Below are 15,460 nucleotides of genomic sequence, written 5' to 3'. Positions count from 1 at the left end.
TGTGTTTGCTTTTAATTGAAAAAACCGCCCCCCCACCACGGCGAGCCGTGGTGCCTTGTCATCACCTGCAGGGGCGAGGTACTGAAAAGCTTCAGGTCGCTGGCTTCGCGGCCTCTCCTTGTTTCGACAGCATCCACTCGTGCGCGGGGTCGTTCCTGAAGTGCCAGGCGCGCCTCGGCCCCGCCATGACATTCAGGTAGTAACCGTCGTAGCCGTGTGGCATTACCACCGGGTGATAGCCGCGCGGCACCATGACGACATCGTGATCCTCGACGGCCAGCGCCTCGTCGATATCGCGCGAATCGGTGTAGACCCGCTGAAACGCGAACCCTTGGGATGGATTGAGACGGTGGTAATAAGTCTCTTCGAGAAAGCTCTCGGCGCGAACCGCATCGACGTCGTGCTTATGCGGCGGATAACTCGACGAGTGGCCGGCGGGCGTCAACACCTCCACCACGAGCAACGACTCGGCGAGTTCGCTTTGCGGAAGAATGTCGCACACGTAGCGCGTATTCGTGCCGCTGCCGCGGACCGAACGGGTCATCTTGCCGGGATCAATCAGCCGCGCGCGATGCAATCCTTCGGCCGGTGCGCTTGCGAGCGCGAGTTCGGCAGTGTCGTGCGCGTCGATGGAAACCGCCGTGCGCGGCGGCAGATAAACCGCATACGGCGATTGCGTGTCGAAGACGCTGCGGCGCGCGCCGATGTCTCGCCACGTATCGTCCGCAGTGCGAACGCTTACCACGCCCGTCAACACGACCACACAGACTTCGGTGGTGCCGGTGTCGAACTTCAGCGTCTCGCCGCGTGCCAGACGCCGCGCGGCAAAACCGACATGACGCCATTGCGCGCTTTGCGGCGTGACCGTGACGATGTCGCGGCCGCTGCCGGTTCCCTTGACGATCAGGCTCATGCGGCCTCCCGCCCGAAACTCGCACCGTCGGCGAGCCTCCGCAAATGGCGATAGCCGGCCTGCGCATACGCATGGCTCGGCGCCACCGCCGGATCCTGCTCCGCCTCGACCACCAGCCAGCCGCGATAGTCATGCGTTCGCAGCGTCTCGATCAACGGCGCGAAATCAATCGCGCCGTCGCCCGGCACCGTGAATGCGCCGTTCATGACCGCGTCGAGGAAGCTCCATTGGCGGTTGCGAGCCGTCCCGATGACTGCGGCGCGAACGTCCTTGCAATGCACGTGGCAGACGCGCGAAACATGCCGGCTCAGCAGAGCGAGCGGCGCGGCGCCATCGAATGCCGACCGGCTTGCGCCAAACGCGGCATGACCGCTGTCGAACAACAGTCCGACGTCGCCCGAGGTCAGCGCCATCAACCGGTCAATGTCTTCCGGTGTTTCGACATACGCGCCCATGTGATGGTGATACGCGAGACGCACGCCGCGCGACAGGGTGTAGCGCGCGAGCGTTTCGAGCCGCTGTGCATAAGTGCGCCACTGTTCGTCGGTGGCGAAGCGCGGACGCTTGAATAGCGGCATGCCGCGCTCGCCCTGGATCGAGCCGGACACTTCGCCGTAGACCATCACAGTCGCGCCGCCTGGCGCAAGCAGTTCGAGATGCGCTCTGAGTGCGGCGATTTCCTCGTCGGCCGAACGCTCGGCGAGCTGCCCCGAATACCAGCCCGAAACGAGTTCGAGCTGGTGGCGCGACAGCACCTCGCGCAACGCGCGCGGCTCACGCGGAAACTTGTTGCCCAGCTCGAAACCTTGATAGCCGATTGCGCGGCCTTCGCTCAGCGCGACTTCGAGTGGCGTTTCGCCGCCGAGCGAGGGCAAATCGTCATTAAACCAGGAGATCGGATTGATGCCGATTTTTACATCGAAGGAGGCGTGGGTCATAACGGGCTCTTTTGCAGTTGCTTGTGCTGTTCATAAGCGGCGCGCGCGATGCGCACCTCGTCGCGCGGCGACACTTCGGGCACCGCCACTTCCCACCAGCAGCCGCCCTCGGCGGTAGTGCGAGCGGGATCGGTATCGATGCAGATCACGTATGTGCGCGCCGCGGCTCGCGCGCGTTGCAACGCGGCTTCGAGCTCCGTCACGTCCGCGGCATGCTCGGCGTGCGCCCCCAGCGAGCGCGCATGCGCGGCGAAGTCGATGCGGGGCGCGCCGAGAGGGCCTTGCAGGCAATCGTCGAGGAGGTTGTTGAACGGCGCGCTGCCGCACGCCTGCTGCAGCCGGTTAATGCAGGCGTAGCCGCGGTTGTCCAGCACGACGACGATCAGCTTCATGCCGAGCATCACCGACGTGGCGATTTCGCTATTCATCATCAGATAGCTGCCGTCGCCGACCATCACGATCACCTCGTGATCCGGCTGCGCCATCTTCACGCCGAGGCCGCCCGCGATCTCGTAACCCATGCATGAGTAGCCGTATTCCATGTGATAGCCGCCGGGCCGCGCCGCGCGCCACAGCTTGTGCAGCTCGGCGGGCAGCGTGCCGGCCGCGCACACGACGATGTCGTGCGACGGCGAATCGGCATGCGAACGCTGTACTGCCCCAATGACTTCGCCGTCGTACGGCAGTTCGCCCGGCGCCATTTCGCGCCGGCCGGTAATGCCGGCAACCGTCGCGCGCCAGCCGTACGCCGCCGCATGAGCCCTGTCGTGCCACGCGGCAGGACTTTGCCACGCCGCACCACTATCCGCGCCGCCGTCGCACAGCGCGCGCGACAGCGCCTCGAGCGCGAGACGCGCATCCGCGAGCAGCTCGATGCCGGCCGCCTTGTCCGCATCGAAGCCGTTCACGTTGATGCTGATCACGCGCGCCTGCGGGAACAGCGAATGCGAGCCGGTCGTAAAATCCTGCAAGCGCGTGCCGATCGCAATCACGACATCGGCGTCACGCGCCAGCGCATTCGCCGCGGACGAACCGGTGACGCCGACGGAGCCAAGTTGCAACGGATGATCCCAGGCGAGCGCACTCTTGCCCGCCTGCGACTCGCACACCGGCACGCGATGCCGTTCGCAGAACGCGCGCAACGCAGCGCAGGCCTTCGCGTAGAGCACGCCTCCGCCGGCAACGATCAGCGGACGCCGCGCGACACGCAGCGCTTGCGCGGCTGACGCGAGCTGATCCGGCGCCGCAGGCAGCGCGCGGAACGTAACGGCGCCAGGTTCGAAGAAATCGGCCGGATAGTCATACGCGTGCGTCTGCACATCCTGCGGCAGCGCGAGCGTGACCGGGCCGCACAGCGTGGGATCGGTCAGCACGCGCAGCGCCCGGGGCAAAGCACTCAGCAACTGCTCAGGTGCGACGATGCGGTCGAAATACCGAGACACGGGTTTCAGGCAGTCGTTCGCGGAAATCGTCGCATCATGAAAGTCTTCGATCTGCTGCAACACCGGATCGGGCGCGCGCGATACGAATGTGTCGCCGGGCAGCAGCAGCACCGGCAGACGGTTCACATGGGCCAGCGCCGCGGCGGTAACGAGATTGGTCGCGCCAGGACCGATCGAGGTCGAGCACGCCATCATCCGCCGGCGCATGTGCGCCTTCGCGAACGCGATGGCCGCATGCGCCATCGCCTGCTCGTTATGTGCGCGGTAAGTGGGCAGCGTGTCTCGATGCTGATACAGCGCTTCGCCGATGCCCGCCACGTTGCCGTGCCCGAAGATCGCGAAAACGCCGCCGAACAGCGGCACGAGCGGCGCGCCCTCCGCTTCGTCGGCACGCGTGTGCAACGCGGCCAGATATCGAACGAGTGCCTGCGCGGCCGTGAGTCGAACAGTGCGCGTCATGCGGCCTCATCCTCGTGCACGGTTTGCGCGGCATCGCGGCGCGACGCTCTCCATTGGCCGATCAGCGACTCAAAATTGCGGCGCACCTGGGCGACGAGCGCGTCGTCGTCGATTTCGCCGTTGAACCACGCGCGGCTCGGTTCCTGGAAGATGGTGCGCCCCACCGTGAAACCCCGGCAGGTGGTGCTTGCGCGTGCCGCTTCGAAACCCGCGGCGAGTTGCGCGGCCGGCGCGTTCAGGCCCAGCAGCACGACACCCCGGCAATAGGGGTCGCGCGCTTCGATCAACGCGTCGATCTCCCGCCACGCATCGGCGTTCATGGGTTCAAGCTTCCACCATTCCGGGCAGATGCCGAGGTTGTAGAGCCGCCTAAGCGCACGGCATACCGCATCCGGCGCGAGTGGACGGTCTTTCGGCGGAATCACCTCGAGCAGCAGTTCGTGACCGCTCGCCTGCGTCGCGTCGTACAGTGCGCGCAGTTGGCTTTCCTGTTCGAGCCGGTGCAACGGCTCATCGTCCGGATCGTATTGAATCAGACACTTGACGATGTGTTCGGCGGGCCAGCTCGCGAGCGCGCTGCCGACCGAGCGGCCATGTTCGAATTGCAATGGATTGGAACCCGGCAGCTCGACCGGCCGTCCGATCCACCAGCCGCGCCCGGTGGCCGCATTCAACGCGTCCTGGCCGTAACGGTCGTCGATCAGTACCGCCATCTTGCCGACGTGGCCGCCCGCCGTTTCAGTCTCTTCGACCGCGCGCACGAACAGCTGCTTCAGTGTTGCGATGCGCGCCTCGTCCACACCCGACTCCCGCGCAAGCGCGAAGAACTGAGGCCGATGGTCGAACGCGAAGCCGAGCACTTCATCCCAGTGCTTCCGCGGCACGCTCACCCGATGCAGACGCGCGAGCGCCGCGTCCTGGTCCGGACGGCGCAAACAGGCTGCATTGGCAAGAAAGTGATCCAGTTCGGCGGGCGTCGGCATCGCCGGTGCGCACGCATGGCGTGATACGACGAGCGCGCCACAGGCATTCGCATAGGTGCAGCAGGTGGCATAGTCAGCGCCTGTCAGCCACCCTTTGAGAAAGCCGGAGATGAACGCATCGCCCGCGCCGAGTACATTAAGGACCTCGACCTCGACGCCGCGAAAATGCCGGTCGCCATCGAGGTCCGCCGGAATCGGGCCATCGATCACGGTGCAGCCCAGCGGCCCGCGCTTGACAACCAGCGTGGCTGCGCTCACGGCGCGCACCGAGCGCAGTGCTTGCAGCAGATCTTCGGACCCGCCAGCAATGCAGAACTCCTCTTCCGTGCCGACGATCAGATCGAATTTCGGCAGGATGCCATGCAAATGCGCGCTCACGCTGCCGTCGGCGATAAAACGCGTTTCGCCGTCCGACTTGCCCGTCAGGCCCCATAACACTGGCCGATAATCGATATCGAGCACGGTGCGCACACCGTTGCGGCGCGCATAGTCGAGCGCCGTCATGCTCGCTCGATGCACCCCTTCAGTCGAAAAATGCGTGCCGGTGATCAGCAGCGCCTTGCTGGAAGCGATGAACCCTTCGTCGAAATCCGTCTCATCGAGCGCCATGTCAGCACAGTTCTCGCGATGAAACACGAGCGGGAATGTGCTGCGATCTTTCAGACCGAGCAAGACAAGCGCAGTCAGACGCTCCATGTCGGTCTTCACATGGCTCACGTCGCAGCCTTCCTTTGCCAGCGCGTCGACGAGAAAGCGGCCCATATGGTCGTTACCGACGCGCGAAAGCATCGCGGACTTTAATCCGAGGCGGGCACAGCCGAACGCGATGTTGGCCGACGAACCGCCCAGATACCGCGAAAAGCCGGTGACGTCTTCGAGCCGCGCGCCGATTTGCTGCGCATAGAGGTCGACCGCGAGCCGGCCCAGACAGACGATGTCCAGCGGCCGGTCCGCAGCGAAAAAGGTGGATTGGGTCATATGCGATTGCACCGAAATAGATAACGGGTCGTTAGTTATGCTTAGCGGGCACGCCGCTTGCGGTATTGATCGGCTATCACGGCAGCGACGATGATCAGTCCCTTGACGATTTCCTGGATGTACGAATCGATTCCCAGAAACGTGAACCCGCTCGAAATTACCCCAAGGATCAATGCGCCGATCACCGCGCCGGTGATCCGCCCCACGCCCCCCGCCAGGCTCGTGCCGCCGATCACGGCCGCCGCAATGGCGTCGAGTTCGTATGACATGCCCATGCCCGACTGGCTCGTCTGTGCGCGCGCCGAAACGACCACGCCGGCAAGTCCCGTCAGCAATCCGGCGATCATGTAGACCGCCACCAGATTGCGCCCGACGCCGATGCCAGACACGCGTGCGGCCTGCACATTGCCGCCGATCGCGTACAGACACTTACCGAAACGCGTATAGCGCAACACGACGTGGAAGACGAGCGCGGCCAGCAGAAAGATCGCTACCGGTTTTGCGCCGCTGCCGATTGCCGAGTAGGCGTCAGTGAACATGCTGATGGGCTGGCCGTGCGTGTAGTAACGGGCGAGTCCGCGTGCCGACACCATCATGCCGAGCGTCACGATGAAAGGCGGCACACCGGTGCGCACGATCAACGTCCCGTTGATCAGGCCGCACATGCCGCCCGTCAGCACGCCCGCCGCAACCGGCGCGAGCAGCGGCAGATCGACGAGCCCTGGAAACACGGTGCGCCCGAAACCAGAGGTCTGCGCGAGGCTGCCCGCAATCATCGCCGACAGCGCAACCACGGACCCGGAAGACAGATCGATGCCACCCGCAATAATGATCATCGTGACGCCGACAGCAATCAACCCGATTTCGGACACGCGCAGCACCATGATCAGCAGGCCCTGCGGGTTATAGAGAAACGACTGGCCGCGCTCGATCCAGCCGAGCGCTTCGAAGACCAGCGCGATGCCGAGCAGCACGAGCAGGATGCTGGTCTCCTGCGGTACGCGCCAGTTACGTGGAGCAGGACGCTGAATGTCGGGAGTGAGGATTGCTGAGTCACGCATAGTTATCTCCTGTGTCGATCGGAGTTAGCGCTTCAGCGCTGGCTCCTCTCCAATGCAAGATGGTCGTTGCCGTTACGCCAGTTCAGGCTGCTCGCCGGAAGCGAGGGACATGATGTTTTCCTGTGTTGCGTTCGCGCGAGGCAGAATGCCGCTGACGGTGCCCTCGTGCATCACCACGATCCGGTCGCTCATGCCCATCACTTCGGGCAGTTCTGACGAGATCATGATGATCGCGACGCCCTCCCTTGCGAGCTGCGTGATCAGCGTATGGATTTCCGCCTTTGCGCCAACGTCGACGCCGCGCGTCGGTTCATCGAGGATCAGGATCCTGGGTTTGTTCAGGAGCCAGCGCGCGAGCAACACTTTCTGCTGATTGCCGCCGCTCAGGTTCTCGATGACTTCGTGCAGACCGGGGGTTTTGACCTTCAGTTGACGACACATATCGGCGCATGCATCGTTCACACGCTTTTGCCGAACGAAGCCCAGCGCACAATTGCGGCGCAACGCCGAAATCTCCATGTTTTCACCAACGGAAAGCTGAAGGAACAGCCCCGTGCTTTTGCGGTCCTCAGTGAGAAACGCGACACCCGCAGCGATCGCCTGTTGCGGAGAACGAATCGCCCGGCGTTTGCCGTCGAAAAGCAACTCGCCTTCGTCGGACGGATACATACCGAAGACCGACTCCATCACCTCCGTGCGCCCGGAACCCATCAGACCGGCCACGCCGAGAATCTCGCCGTAGCGCAAGTCGAAGCTGACATTCGAAAATGCGCCGCGGCGGCCAAGGTTGTGCACGGCGAGCGCCACGTCACCGATCGCGACCTCCGTCTTGGGAAAGACCTGCGTGAGCTCACGGCCCACCATCGCCGCAATCAGCGATTGCTTGTCGAATTCTTTCGCCGTGCGCGTCACGATATGGTGGCCGTCCCGGAAGATCGAAATATCGTCGGCGATCTGGAACACCTCATCCATCTTGTGCGTGATGTAGATGATCGCCTTGCCTTGCGCCTTCAGTTCGCTGATGATCCGGAACAGATGCTCGACTTCCTTGTCGGTGATAGCGGAGGTCGGTTCGTCCATGATCAGCAGATCGGAGTCGAACGACACAGCCTTGGCAATTTCCACCATCTGGCGGTTCGCAATGCTCAGGCTGCCCAATTGCACCTGCGGATCGATCTCGATGCCGAGTTGCGCAAACAGTTCGCCGGTGCGCCGGTGCAGCGCGCGATGGTCGATCAGCCCCAGCAGATTGCACGGTTCGCGGCCGATCCAGATGTTCTCCGCCACCGTCATGTAGGGCAGCAGATTCAGCTCCTGGTGAATCATCGCGATACCCCGGTCGAGCGCGTCGCGCGGTGACTTCAAAGCAATCGGTTTGCCTTTGAAATGCAGCGAGCCCTCATCGGGGAAATAGACACCCGCGATGATTTTCATCATCGTCGACTTGCCAGCGCCGTTTTCGCCCATCAGCGCATGCACCCGGCCAGCGTGGATGTCGATCGACACGTCGTCGAGCGCGATTACGCCGGGAAAGGCTTTACGAATCTTGTGCGCGGCGAAGACCGGCCCGTGCGCGGCCCATGCAGCGACGTGTTCCGGCCGAGCGGCGTGCGCGCTCGTGGTAAGACCTGACATAGTGGCACTCCCTCAGTGGATGAAGCGGGGCGCGCGCGGCGCCGCCCCGAGGTCATGCAGACTATCTGTTCAGAAACCCCTTGTAGTTGTCCGGCGTGACCAGTTGATAAGGAATCCAGTCTTCTTTCGGCACACTCTTGTCGCCGCCAGCGAGCTTGATGGCGGCATCGACCGCAGCCTTGCCCTGCCCTCGCGCGTCCTGGAACACGGTGACCGCGAGATCGCCCTTGGCCATTGCGTTCAACGCTTCCTTGGTCGCATCGACCCCGCCGACCAGCACGCTCTTCGGCGAGACGCCAGCCTGCTTCATCGCAATCAACGCGCCGAGCGCCATCTCGTCGTTGTTCGCCGCGATCGCATCGAACTTCTTGCCGGAGCTCAGCCACTGGCTCATCAGGTTGATGCCCTGGCTGCGGTCAAAGTTCGCGGTTTGCTCCTCGGCGATCTTGATGCCGGGATTTTTCGCGACGATATCCTTCACGCCGCGCGTGCGGTCCCGCGTGGCGTCGGTCGACAGCTCACCAAGCATGATGGCGATATTGCCTTTGCCCTTGAGTTGCTTCGCGAGGTAATCCATTTGCAGATGCCCGGCCACGAGACTGTCCGAGCCGACGAAATAGGCGCCGTTGCCCATCGGCTCATCTGGCTTGCGATTGACGTAGATGATCGGGATACCGGCCTTGCGCGCGGTGTCGGTCATTCGCCTGGTCGCCGCCGCGTCGGCGGGATTGACGATGATCGCCGCCACCCGTTGCGACACGAAGCTCTCGACCTGGCTCACCTGCCGCCCGACGTCGCCTTGCGCATCCTCGAAGTCAAGGTTGATGTCTTTGTGCGCTTGACCTTCGGTCACCATTGCGTCGCGTACCGTGGTCAGGAAGTTGTCGTCGAAGTGCGCCATCGAGACGCCAATCGTCGTGCCCGCCATGGCGGAGATCGGCAGTGCCGCCGCGAACGATAACGCGAGCAGCGAACGGGTAAGAAATTTCATTGACATGTCTCCTTTCAATTGATTGAACCAGCGCGGCCTATGGGTCTGATGCCAAGGTCCGCGCGGCACACTTTCATGCAGCGTTCACGTTCTCTATCTCTTTCTATGGGTGACGTCGCAACGCCTGCTACGCGGCCTTGCGTACTCGTGCCGACTCAACGTTCGTTCGGATGTAAGCGATACTCTCGCGCAAGCGGCTTTCGATGTCGTCAGCGCCAGCGATTTCCTCGGCGAACGGCTCGAACGACACATGACCTCGATAACCACGCGCGAACAATGTGTTCAACTGCCGGATGTTGCCGAGCCGATCGTCCGCGCCGACCAGCACACGATGCCCGTCGCGCATCTGGTCAACTGGCAGGCCGCTATCCTCGACGCCCGAAACGTGGATCAGGCCCGTGAGGTCCGGAAAGAAAATGTCTTCGCCCGACAGGTGGTGATGAAACGTGTCGTGTACCAGCCGGAAATGGTGCTCGCCAGCCGCGTCGTAAATTGCCCTGACCGCGTCGGATTTGCAGCGCAACGCGCATTCCTCGAAACCCAGCGGTTCGATCAGACCGAGCAGGTTGTGATCGTCGAGGATCGGCTTCAGTTGCCTGAGCGCATTCACCAGATCGGTGTGACGCTCGCTTGGCGTGCGCTGATCCTGGCGGCTGTTGGTCGGGCACAGGACAATCGCGCGCGCTCCGCAGTCAGCGGCGTAGCGCGACAACGCCAACGCTTCCTTCGCGCGGGTAGCGTCGAAGCGTTCGCAGCGCTGCAGTGCATTGATCGACAGGATGGTCAGGCCCGCCGCCGCGCTCAGCGACTTGATATCGGCGGCGGGTGTGCCGTCGTTGATCTCGACGCCTTCGAGGTCGTTGCGGATCTCGATCGCATCGACCGAGAGGCGCTGGCAAAGCGCCGCATAGTCGGCGAACGCCAGCCGCGGTGCGCTCATACGGTTTAGAGAAAATCGCAGCGCTTCGTCACTCGTCAATGTCATTTGTGTCTCCAGTTATCGCCAACGAATGGGTTGTCTTTCAGGTTCACGCCGTGATGGCGGCTTGCTCCAGCCAGGTACTGCGCAGCCATGCGGCGCATGCAACGTTGTTCTCGAAGATCGAATACCCCGCACCGCCGCCGTAGTCGGCAAACGGGATGAACTCGCAGCTGATCTGCTGCGGCGTGGAAACACCGCCCTCTACGCGCGCGTTCAGCAGATGCCGTATCGCGCTCTCCCACGGCAGGAGCGCTGCCTCATCCCAGCTACCATCCCATTGATCCGCAGCGGGACGCACGAACGGGTATTGAATGCCGCGACCTGGTCTGCCGTCGGGACGACGCATGCGGGAATTGCGCGGGTTGTTCGGTATGACACTGCGCGCGTGGGCGTGATGAACCCAGCCGCGTGCGATCCACTGTTTAAAGATCGCATCGGGTGACACGGGATCGAGCACGATCTCTCCCGCCTCGACCAACACACGAATCCGCGATGCGTCCAGCTCTTCGTCATTGCCAATCTTGAAGATCAGATGCGAATGGTCGAGCGTGAGGCGCAGTGCCAGGCCGTCGCGCGCCAACAGTTCGCCAACCCGGTTGACGCGCGTGAAATCTTCGTTCCACATGTCAACGTGCACTTCGAGGCTCGGCATGCAGCCAACCGGAGCGGCCCACTCGCACGCCTGCACGTAGAACCTCGCGACCTCCACATCGGTGAGGCGATGTCCGTCGGCATGATTTGCGTAGAGCTGGCAATTCAGCACCTTCGAGCCGAAGCGCGGCGCCCACTCGATCACGTGCCGCAGACGCGCTTCGTCGCGGCCCGCGCAAAAGACGCCGCCGATTACGCGAACCGGCAAAGCGTAGCGCTCGCTAAACTCGACGTATCGTGCGAGAGCAACGCCTTCTGGCGGATTCATCTCGACATAGTCGAACACGCCCGTGTCGGCGATCATCCGGAATTGCGTTTCGGCGTCGACGGGCGGCAAGTCATCGCGATGCAGCACGCCGTCGATATTGACGCCAATGAGAAGAGTGGGATTCATGATCTCTTTGTGTTGGAGCGATGAGTCCTGCTCACGCCGTTTCGGCGGCAAGCAGCGACTTGAGCTTCACTGACGGATCCGCGAGCTCTTCGGTCGAAATACGAGCACGGCGGCCGATCAGCATCTGCGCAATCCGGATATCGCGGCCCACCGCCCGGCCAACGCCGCTTGCTGCAATCAACGATCCGTCTGCCGACAGATGAAACAGCAACAGCGCATCGGCTGTTTCGCGAATGACGGTCTCGCGGCCGAATGCAGGAAGCCCCGCGATCTGGATCGACAACTCATACTGATCGGACCAGAACCACGGCACTTCGCGATAACGAAGGTTCTCGCCGAGCATGTTGCGCGCAGCAATGCGGCCTTGATCCTCAGCGTTCTTCCAGCATTCGAGGCGCACACGGCAGCCATACAACGGGTGCGGGAACGAGCAGACATCGCCCGCGGCGAAGATGGCAGAATCACTGGTGCACAAGCCGTCGTCGACCACGATACCGTCCGCGACGTCAAGTCCCGCTGCCTGCGCTAACGCGGTGCGGGGTGCAGCGCCGATGCCGACCACGACCGTGTCGCAGCCGATAACTTCCCCGTCGGCGAGACGAACCTCTTCAGCGGCACTCGCCCCCGCGATCGCAGCCAGCCGCGCATCAAAGCGGAACTGCACACCGGCGTCGCGATGCCGCGCGTCGATACGCTCAGCGATTTCCTGCGGCACAGCGCGCATCAGCAGACGCTCGCCGGCTTCGATGAGCGTGACGCTGCATCCCGCAGCGACAGCACTTGCCGCCACTTCGAGCCCGATAAAGCCGCCGCCGATGATTGCAATACGTTGTCCGTAATGGAGCCGCGCCGCGAGATCGCGGGCATCATCAGCAGTGCGCAGTGTGACCACGCCAGGCAGTTCCGACCCGGGCGCGCTCAATACTCTTGGCGACGCGCCGGTCGCGATGAGCAGCCGGCTATACCCGATGCGCTCACCGTTGTCGAGAAGAACCGCGCGGGCCGCACGATCGATCTCGACCACACAGGCCGAAAGCTTCAGGTCGATCGCATGATCGGCAAAGAAGGTATCGCCGAATAGCGCACAATCGTCGGGCGATTTTTCGCTGAGCAGCACCGCTTTGGAGAGCGGCGGCCTGTCATATGGCGCATGCGGTTCGCTGGCGATGAGCGTAATCGGCCCCTCAAAACCCGCCTCGCGCAGCTCGGCGCTGGCGCGGGCGCCAGCCAGGCCGGCTCCGACGATAACCATGTGGGCGTCGCTTGCCATGATCACTCCGCAGTCGGCATGCCGATCAGGACCGCATCGCCTTCAATGCGGACCGGATGCGTTCTCAGCTGTTGACAGACCGGCGCGCAAAGCGGCTTGCCGCTTGCAATGTCGAAGCGCCCCTGATGCCGCGGGCATTCAATCGCGTTATTCAATACGAAGCCATCTGCAAGATGAGCCTTCTCATGCGTACACCAGCCGTCCGACGCGTAGAACTTGCCGTCAACGCGATAGACGGCGAAGGTTGCATTGCCATGATCGAAACGCCTGACGTCTTCTTCATCGATGTCGCTGGTCTGACAGGCGACAACCCATTCACGTTGATCCACCATTTCAGATACTCCCTGTTCCGGACGTTTTTCAGGTTGACGAGCGTATCGGCTCGCGATGCGGGGCGTGGCGGCGAATAAAGTGAGAGCGATCACGCCGCTGGCGGATCAAGGTCGGAATCATTTCCCTGTAGACCGACCAGAGGCCTGGATATGCGGGTGGCGTCTCCGGCTTGATCGCTTCATGCAGCTTCGGCAGTGCGTGATAGGGCACCATCGGCAGCAGGTGATGTTCAATGTGGTACTGCATGTTCATGTAGAGGAACGCGAACACCGGATTGATGTAGACCGTGCGCGTATTGAGCCGATGGTCGGCAACGTTCATGGCCATGCCGGCGTGTTGCGTGAGGCCGAGCGTCTGGTGGAACCAGCCGCAGTAAAAACGCGGCGTCCACACGAACATCAGCGGCAGAACGCTTTGAATCGCGATGCACCAACCCATCACCGCCAGCATGACGACGACATAGAACCGGCTGATCCAGATCATCTTGCGGCGCTCCATCGCCGGCACAAAATCGGCGACTTCCGGGCTGATCGACCCGCATGCATGACGCACCGTCTTGACGATCTCGGTAGTGCCGCCAATCAGATAGAAGAAATCCAGCAGGATGGTGACGAGTTGCGGCGGGCGGCACACCTGAATCTCGGGATCGCGTCCCACCATGATCGTATGCGTGTGATGGCGAGCGTGACTCCAACGCCAGAGCGTCGCCTCACGGATTGTCATGAACGAACACAGCTGGTAGAAGGCCTGATTCATCCACGGCGTCTTGAACGGCGTGCCGTGCGCAAGCTCATGCCAACGCGCGTCGCTCGAACAGTAGATCGTGCCGTAGACGAAAAAGGCCGGAATCGCCCACCACGTCCCCCACGAATAGAATGCCGCGGCGCCCGATGCGAGCAGCAACGCGATCCACAGGCCGAAGTTCTTCAGTCCCTCAGCGTCGCTGCGCTTCATCAGTTGCTTGAGCGTCTGGCGTGGGATGTCGGGGCGATACCAGTTCTCTTCGGTATGTGCAGTGGATGCCTCACGCGCGGCGAAACCGGTATGTGCAAGGCTACCCGCGCATGGCATATTCAGAGGTGAGTTCGACACCTGCGTCTCCTTTCTTTCTCATTCAGATCGGCTTCTTCCGGCTGTCCCGAAGCTCACGAGCGCAGCGAAGCCATGACTGCAAGATAAGGGACCGCCATACGCCTCTCAACGAAAAGATTGACGTTTTTTCGTCAATCCCGTAGCGTTAAAAAAGCACGAACTAATGCTGGGCCGCGCCAACGGCGCGACCGCGGCACAAACAACTCAGAACAAAACAGATAAGCAAACCGGAGACAACGACATGACCGACGCCCCACCACCGTCACGGCGCAAGCGCACGGCGCGTTTTATTGAAATCGCCGACGCAGCGGGTGTCAGTCCTGCAACCGTCGACCGGGTGCTCAATGAACGCGGCAGTGTGTCAGCTGCAACCCGCGCGCGCGTCGTGGCAGCGGCCCGGCAGCTCGCCGTGCCGCGCGTTCTGCCGGATACACGGCACGGACTGATGCACGTGGACGTGCTCCTGCCGCAAAACAGCACGCCTTTCTTTGGCCGCCTGAATCTCGCCTTGCAACGCTCGATGCAGATGCTGGACAAGCGGGTCGTCATGCACCGGTCGCTTCTTCCTGAAGCCGATGACAACGTGATTACCGACGCCATTCTTCATCCGCGCTACAAGCGATCGGGGTTGATCGTGACGACTCACGACACGCCGCGAGTGCGCGATGCTTTGCGCACCGTGATCGAACGCGGCGAACCGGTGGTCACGATGGTCACAGATGTGCGCGACGTGGGACGCCTGCACTACGCGGGCATCGACAACCTGTGTGCCGGACGCACCGCTGGCTACTTCGTTGGCCGGCTTGCAAGACGGTCCGGACGGGTGCTGCTGCTGTGCAGCCGCAAGGACTATCGCGCACATGTCGACCGGATCGGCGGTTGCCGGTCACAGCTTGCTGAATGCTTTCCGGAACTCGTCTGCGATAGCGCGGAGGTGGAAACCGAAGATGACCCGGACAGGTGTTATCGCGCCGTCGTCAGTGCACTGAAGCGGGGCGATCTGGCTGGCATCTACAGCAGCGGGTATGGCTCGCCCGGTATCGAAGCCGCGTTGCGCAAGTTCGGTGCGGCCGGACAGGTCGTCTGGGTGAGCCATGAAATGCTGGACTTGCACCGCACATACATTGAGGAACATACGATGGATGTCGCAATCGACCAGGATCCGGATGGACAGGTGATATCCGCGCTGCAGCACATGCTGCATGCGTGCAAAGTGGTCGAAGATGCCCCCCCACCGGGACCGGTAGAGTTCCGGATATTCTGCCCGGCGAACGTGAGGCGCACGGCATATCTGCCTTCGCTGCCGGATTGAAGGCGTCGAGCGTGTGGGCGTTTCAG

At 62.6% G+C, this 15,460-nt stretch carries 13 protein-coding genes; 1 reads left to right on the top strand and 12 read right to left on the bottom strand.

The genetic code is table 11. The features are described 5' to 3' along the window. Nucleotides 1–91: 91 nt before the first annotated feature. The 12 genes from iolB to C0Z16_RS24665 form a co-directional block, all read right to left on the bottom strand. Nucleotides 92–913, bottom strand: coding sequence for a 5-deoxy-glucuronate isomerase (gene iolB / locus C0Z16_RS24720; protein ID WP_102634691.1), 822 nt, complete (start codon nucleotides 911–913; stop codon nucleotides 92–94). After that, nucleotides 910–1,851 carry a myo-inosose-2 dehydratase gene (iolE, locus tag C0Z16_RS24715; protein WP_102634690.1) on the bottom strand — a complete coding sequence of 314 codons (942 nt, stop codon included), beginning with the start codon at nucleotides 1,849–1,851 and terminating at the stop codon, nucleotides 910–912. The genes iolB and iolE overlap by 4 nt, the downstream gene beginning before the upstream one ends. Beyond that, entirely contained in the window at nucleotides 1,848–3,752 is a 1,905-nt protein-coding gene (iolD, locus tag C0Z16_RS24710; RefSeq protein ID WP_102634689.1) for a 3D-(3,5/4)-trihydroxycyclohexane-1,2-dione acylhydrolase (decyclizing), read from the bottom strand. The genes iolE and iolD overlap by 4 nt, the downstream gene beginning before the upstream one ends. Then, entirely contained in the window at nucleotides 3,749–5,713 is a 1,965-nt protein-coding gene (locus C0Z16_RS24705) for a bifunctional 5-dehydro-2-deoxygluconokinase/5-dehydro-2-deoxyphosphogluconate aldolase (protein ID WP_102634688.1), read from the bottom strand. The genes iolD and C0Z16_RS24705 overlap by 4 nt, the downstream gene beginning before the upstream one ends. 41 nt (nucleotides 5,714–5,754) lie before the next feature. Then, nucleotides 5,755–6,774, bottom strand: coding sequence for an ABC transporter permease (locus C0Z16_RS24700; RefSeq protein WP_102634687.1), 1,020 nt, complete (start codon nucleotides 6,772–6,774; stop codon nucleotides 5,755–5,757). Nucleotides 6,775–6,846: 72 nt separating this feature from the next. Then, nucleotides 6,847–8,409, bottom strand: coding sequence for a sugar ABC transporter ATP-binding protein (locus tag C0Z16_RS24695; RefSeq protein WP_102634686.1), 1,563 nt, complete (start codon nucleotides 8,407–8,409; stop codon nucleotides 6,847–6,849). A 61-nt stretch (nucleotides 8,410–8,470) separates the two neighbouring features. Then, entirely contained in the window at nucleotides 8,471–9,400 is a 930-nt protein-coding gene (locus C0Z16_RS24690; protein ID WP_102634685.1) for a sugar ABC transporter substrate-binding protein, read from the bottom strand. A gap of 127 nt (nucleotides 9,401–9,527) precedes the next feature. Continuing rightward, nucleotides 9,528–10,385 carry a TIM barrel protein gene (locus C0Z16_RS24685; RefSeq protein ID WP_102634684.1) on the bottom strand — a complete coding sequence of 286 codons (858 nt, stop codon included), beginning with the start codon at nucleotides 10,383–10,385 and terminating at the stop codon, nucleotides 9,528–9,530. 43 nt (nucleotides 10,386–10,428) lie between these two features. Next, complete coding sequence (locus tag C0Z16_RS24680; RefSeq protein ID WP_102634683.1) at nucleotides 10,429–11,427, bottom strand: xylose isomerase; 999 nt, start codon at nucleotides 11,425–11,427, stop codon at nucleotides 10,429–10,431. 31 nt (nucleotides 11,428–11,458) lie between these two features. Beyond that, nucleotides 11,459–12,697 carry an NAD(P)/FAD-dependent oxidoreductase gene (locus C0Z16_RS24675; protein ID WP_102634682.1) on the bottom strand — a complete coding sequence of 413 codons (1,239 nt, stop codon included), beginning with the start codon at nucleotides 12,695–12,697 and terminating at the stop codon, nucleotides 11,459–11,461. 2 nt (nucleotides 12,698–12,699) lie between these two features. Beyond that, on the bottom strand, nucleotides 12,700–13,029 hold the full coding sequence (locus C0Z16_RS24670; RefSeq protein ID WP_102634681.1) for a non-heme iron oxygenase ferredoxin subunit: 330 nt from the start codon (nucleotides 13,027–13,029) through the stop codon (nucleotides 12,700–12,702). A 28-nt stretch (nucleotides 13,030–13,057) separates the two neighbouring features. After that, nucleotides 13,058–14,122 (bottom strand): fatty acid desaturase, encoded by a 1,065-nt coding sequence (locus C0Z16_RS24665; protein WP_244201347.1) that lies wholly within the window; start codon nucleotides 14,120–14,122, stop codon nucleotides 13,058–13,060. A gap of 241 nt (nucleotides 14,123–14,363) precedes the next feature. On the opposite strand from C0Z16_RS24665, the gene C0Z16_RS24660 reads away from it, so the two are divergent. Continuing rightward, entirely contained in the window at nucleotides 14,364–15,434 is a 1,071-nt protein-coding gene (locus tag C0Z16_RS24660; RefSeq protein ID WP_102634751.1) for a LacI family DNA-binding transcriptional regulator, read from the top strand. Nucleotides 15,435–15,460 lie beyond the last annotated feature (26 nt).

Source organism: Paraburkholderia rhynchosiae, from assembly GCF_002879865.1.
GTDB classification, from domain to species: domain Bacteria; phylum Pseudomonadota; class Gammaproteobacteria; order Burkholderiales; family Burkholderiaceae; genus Paraburkholderia; species Paraburkholderia rhynchosiae.
This window is presented reverse-complemented; position numbering and strand designations above follow the sequence as displayed.

Bases quoted from the DNA above. Each gene is read 5' to 3' on its own strand.
- iolB (WP_102634691.1), bottom strand. From the start codon at position 913: ATGAGCCTGATCGTCAAGGGAACCGGCAGCGGCCGCGACATCGTCACG.
- iolE (WP_102634690.1), bottom strand. From the start codon at position 1,851: ATGACCCACGCCTCCTTCGATGTAAAAATCGGCATCAATCCGATCTCC.
- iolD (WP_102634689.1), bottom strand. From the start codon at position 3,752: ATGACGCGCACTGTTCGACTCACGGCCGCGCAGGCACTCGTTCGATAT.
- C0Z16_RS24705 (WP_102634688.1), bottom strand. From the start codon at position 5,713: ATGACCCAATCCACCTTTTTCGCTGCGGACCGGCCGCTGGACATCGTC.
- C0Z16_RS24700 (WP_102634687.1), bottom strand. From the start codon at position 6,774: ATGCGTGACTCAGCAATCCTCACTCCCGACATTCAGCGTCCTGCTCCA.
- C0Z16_RS24695 (WP_102634686.1), bottom strand. From the start codon at position 8,409: ATGTCAGGTCTTACCACGAGCGCGCACGCCGCTCGGCCGGAACACGTC.
- C0Z16_RS24690 (WP_102634685.1), bottom strand. From the start codon at position 9,400: ATGAAATTTCTTACCCGTTCGCTGCTCGCGTTATCGTTCGCGGCGGCA.
- C0Z16_RS24685 (WP_102634684.1), bottom strand. From the start codon at position 10,385: ATGACATTGACGAGTGACGAAGCGCTGCGATTTTCTCTAAACCGTATG.
- C0Z16_RS24680 (WP_102634683.1), bottom strand. From the start codon at position 11,427: ATGAATCCCACTCTTCTCATTGGCGTCAATATCGACGGCGTGCTGCAT.
- C0Z16_RS24675 (WP_102634682.1), bottom strand. From the start codon at position 12,697: ATGGCAAGCGACGCCCACATGGTTATCGTCGGAGCCGGCCTGGCTGGC.
- C0Z16_RS24670 (WP_102634681.1), bottom strand. From the start codon at position 13,029: ATGGTGGATCAACGTGAATGGGTTGTCGCCTGTCAGACCAGCGACATC.
- C0Z16_RS24660 (WP_102634751.1), top strand. From the start codon at position 14,364: ATGACCGACGCCCCACCACCGTCACGGCGCAAGCGCACGGCGCGTTTT.